The 3,034-nt window shown below is 66.2% G+C and carries 5 protein-coding genes; 2 read left to right on the top strand and 3 right to left on the bottom strand.

Annotated features, from left to right (window positions below):
• The first annotated feature begins 98 nt into the window (after positions 1-98).
• Positions 99-518, top strand: coding sequence for an HIT domain-containing protein (locus E1287_RS42750; RefSeq protein WP_131971784.1), 420 nt, complete (start codon positions 99-101; stop codon positions 516-518).
• Here the strand turns inward: E1287_RS42750 and E1287_RS42745 are convergent.
• Both E1287_RS42745 and E1287_RS42740 read right to left on the bottom strand, forming a co-directional pair.
• Entirely contained in the window at positions 511-969 is a 459-nt protein-coding gene (locus E1287_RS42745) for an NUDIX hydrolase (protein WP_131971782.1), read from the bottom strand. The genes E1287_RS42750 and E1287_RS42745 overlap by 8 nt on opposite strands.
• 34 nt (positions 970-1,003) lie before the next feature.
• Positions 1,004-1,258 (bottom strand): DUF1778 domain-containing protein, encoded by a 255-nt coding sequence (locus E1287_RS42740; RefSeq protein WP_165969471.1) that lies wholly within the window; start codon positions 1,256-1,258, stop codon positions 1,004-1,006.
• A gap of 604 nt (positions 1,259-1,862) precedes the next feature.
• Here E1287_RS42740 and E1287_RS42735 point away from each other — a divergent pair.
• Complete coding sequence (locus E1287_RS42735; RefSeq protein ID WP_207934815.1) at positions 1,863-2,030, top strand: hypothetical protein; 168 nt, start codon at positions 1,863-1,865, stop codon at positions 2,028-2,030.
• A gap of 345 nt (positions 2,031-2,375) precedes the next feature.
• On the opposite strand, the gene E1287_RS42730 is transcribed toward E1287_RS42735, so the two are convergent.
• Positions 2,376-2,894, bottom strand: a complete 519-nt coding sequence (locus E1287_RS42730) for a PH domain-containing protein (RefSeq protein WP_347814013.1) — start codon at positions 2,892-2,894, stop codon at positions 2,376-2,378.
• Positions 2,895-3,034: the final 140 nt, after the last annotated feature.

Genomic DNA, 3,034 nt, shown 5'->3' with positions numbered 1-3,034 from the left:
GGGGTGCTCTTGGTGGGGGAGGGTGTTGCGTGGGGGATGTGGGCTTCGGGTGATATGTGTGGTGCTCTTGATTGATTGGCCGGAGGAGGGTGGTCGGGATGGCCGGACAGGATTGTTTGTTCTGCGAGATCGTTAAGGGGGAGCGAAGTGCGCATGTTGTAATGGACGAGCCGGATGTGCTGGCGTTTCTTGATGTGCGGCCGTTGTTCAAGGGGCACACGTTGCTGGTGCCCCGAGTTCATTTTGAGACGCTCACCGATTTGCCGAGCGAGTTTCTCGGGCCGTTCTTCGGGAATGCGCAGCGTCTTGCGGGGGCGATGGAGTCGGTGCTCGGTGCGGCCGGGTCGTTCGTGGCGATGAACAACCGGGTCAGTCAGAGCGTCCCGCATCTGCATGTTCATGTCGTTCCGCGTAATCGGAAGGACGGGCTTCGCGGGTTCTTCTGGCCGCGGCAGAAATACGACTCTGAGGAGGAGGCCGCGGCTTATGCCGCGCGCTTGTCCGAGGGGCTCACCTGATCTGCAGGGCCAGGGTCGTGTCGAGGATCTGGGCGTCGTGGGGCGTGGGAGTGGTTGAGTCCCACCAGCGGATCGCCGCGATTTCTTCGTTGGGGACGAAGGTTGTGTGGCGGGTGGTCACGCGGGCGGTGTAGATCGCTGCGTATTCGTCGTGGGGTGGGTCGATCAGGTGGAAGCGTCCGTAGCCGGCGAGGGTGAGGGTGGGAAGGTGGAGGCCGCTTTCCTCGTGCAGTTCGCGGACTGCTGCCTGTTGGGGTGTCTCGCCAGGGTCGATCTGGCCTCCCGGCAGTTCCCACTGGCGGCGGTGGCGGTCGAAGACCAGGAGCAGGTGCCGGGCGTGCCAAACGGCGGCAAGGGCCGCGGGCATCGGCGCGTCCACGGGGGAGGTGGCGGACGGGAGGAAGGCCGTCAGGGCGTTGCCTCGCTGGTCTCGCGCCAAAGGGACGTCCACTGGGCGCTCCACGGACGGTTGGCGAGGGAGGTCCTCAGGACAGGGCTAGGAGGAGTGCCGTGTAGGGCCCTGTCGGGTCTGTTTCGGCGGGCGTGGCCGTCTCTAACGCGGCGGCGTGTTCGTAGAGGTCGCGTTCGGCCCTGTCCAGGGCGGCGGACAGGACGAAGTCGGTGACCGTCCAGCCGATCAGCTCGGCCGCTTTGCGGATCACGAGGAGCTGATCCGGGGAGGGGCGGACGGTGATGTGGTCGTCGGGGGCGGGAAGGTTCTGGCGAACCGACTCAGACATGGCCGGTCTCCTTCCTTGCGGCATCTAAAAGTACGCCGCGAGGTGTCGCGAAGCCATCCTCATTGAGAACGAGAATCGCTTAGGTGTCGAGGAGGAGGGACGCACTGGGAGTGGGTCTGTTCGCACAGTTTGTGTTGGACAAAGCTTTCCAGGGAGACGATGCCCAGGACGGCGCGGATACGGCCGATGAGTTCCAGGAGTCGGGAGCCGTCCCCTGCGCGCGAGTACGAGGAGGTTTTCGAATGAGTCGGCGGATGTAGTCGATTCGTTCGAGGTCGGCGATCTTCTCCCGGTCGCGTTCGCAATTGAGACCGATCACCACAGCTGGCGGGTGAGCCCGTGCGGGAGCGGGTGGCGAGACCAGCTTGAGTGGGTGGGTGAAGCCGAATAGAAGGGGTCGGTGATGCCGGTGGTGTTGACGTCGCTATCTAGGATCTGGGTGCGTTGCCGGCCAGGTGGCCCGGAGAAGCTCGCTCAGCGAGGCCGAAGTCGTCGGGCTGCTCGGGCATCGGGCCCGGCGCCGACGGGACGCGCGGTCGCGAGTTGCATGAAACCCGGTGGCGGAACCCAGAGGCGCTGATTCGCAACCGACCGCCTTGGCGGCGTGGCTGAAGGTCAACTCTACCTCAACTCGCTGGACGACTACGACGGCATGAACGAGGTCTTCCGCGGCCGCTGGGGCCGCGAGCCCGGCGTGCGCACCACCATCGCCGCCGCGGCGGGCATCCCCGGCGACTCGCTCGTCGAGATCGACTGCATCGCCGTCAGGTGAGCGCCGCCGTCAGTTGAGAACTGGAGTCCGGATGCACGCGAGAGACCGATTCCGCCGGCGGATCCTTCCCGCCACCCTCACCCTGGCCCTCGGCGCCTCCCTCGGCGCCCTCGTCCCGGGCGGCGCGCCGTCCGCCGCCGAAGCCTACGACCTGGTCATCCGCGGGAGGTCATGGGTGCGATCTAACCTCGTCCCGTCCCGCCGGAGGGTTTCGCTGCGGCGTCATCGAACTGAACCGCCGGGAGATCGTTCGCGCTGACCGCAACGCCGGACGTCGGACTCTGGCTCGTAGGCTTGGCCGCTTCGGCTACGGCACGTGGTGCGCTGGGCGGTGGGGGATCGGCTCTAGTCAGGGGATTCGTCGATGGTGCCGAAGATGACGGACGAGACCTCCAGGTAGAGCTGCTCCGGGTACGGCATGAAGCCGACATTGCGGAGCGCCTGCTTCTGGCCCGCGGACTCCATCACGAATTCGCCGTACCCGAGGATCCGTCCGGCCATGGAGCGGTTCAGCGCGATGTCCGTGACCTTGGCCAGCGGCATCATCGCGACGTTCCGGTTGAGCACTCCGTTGATCACCATCACTCGGTGCTCGGTGACCAGGAAGAACTCCACGGACCAGGCGATGACCTTCCAGACCAGGTAGGCGATGGCGATGAGCCACAGCCACCAGATCCAGGTGAGGCCGATGACGGCGCTGATCGCACCGCACGCGACGAGCCCGGCGACGACGACCGCGACGGGGAGGAGCAGGACGGCGGGGTGGCGGCGGACGGCGATGACCCGTCCCTCGTGGGACATCAGGTATTTGTCGACGGTGCGCGACGAGCTGTCGTGTTGCACCATCATGTCCTGCAGATTCACGGCGGCGTCCTCGTCATGATCCGGGTGGTTCAACGGTAGCCGACGCGGTGGCGCGGGCGCAGAGGCCGGGCGGTAACAGACGAGGCCCTTGCCGGTGGGAGGACGGCGGCTGATGATGGTCGTCATGGAGCGCGTTCGGG

Source organism: Actinomadura sp. KC06 (genome assembly GCF_004348735.1).
Classification (GTDB): domain Bacteria; phylum Actinomycetota; class Actinomycetes; order Streptosporangiales; family Streptosporangiaceae; genus Spirillospora.
The sequence above is the reverse complement of the archived record's forward strand: the minus strand, read 5'-3'. Positions and strand labels throughout refer to the sequence as shown.

Coding starts and splice junctions, on each gene's coding strand:
- E1287_RS42740 (WP_165969471.1), bottom strand. CDS start 1,258: ATGTCTGAGTCGGTTCGCCAGAACCTTCCCGCCCCCGACGACCACATC.
- E1287_RS42750 (WP_131971784.1), top strand. CDS start 99: ATGGCCGGACAGGATTGTTTGTTCTGCGAGATCGTTAAGGGGGAGCGA.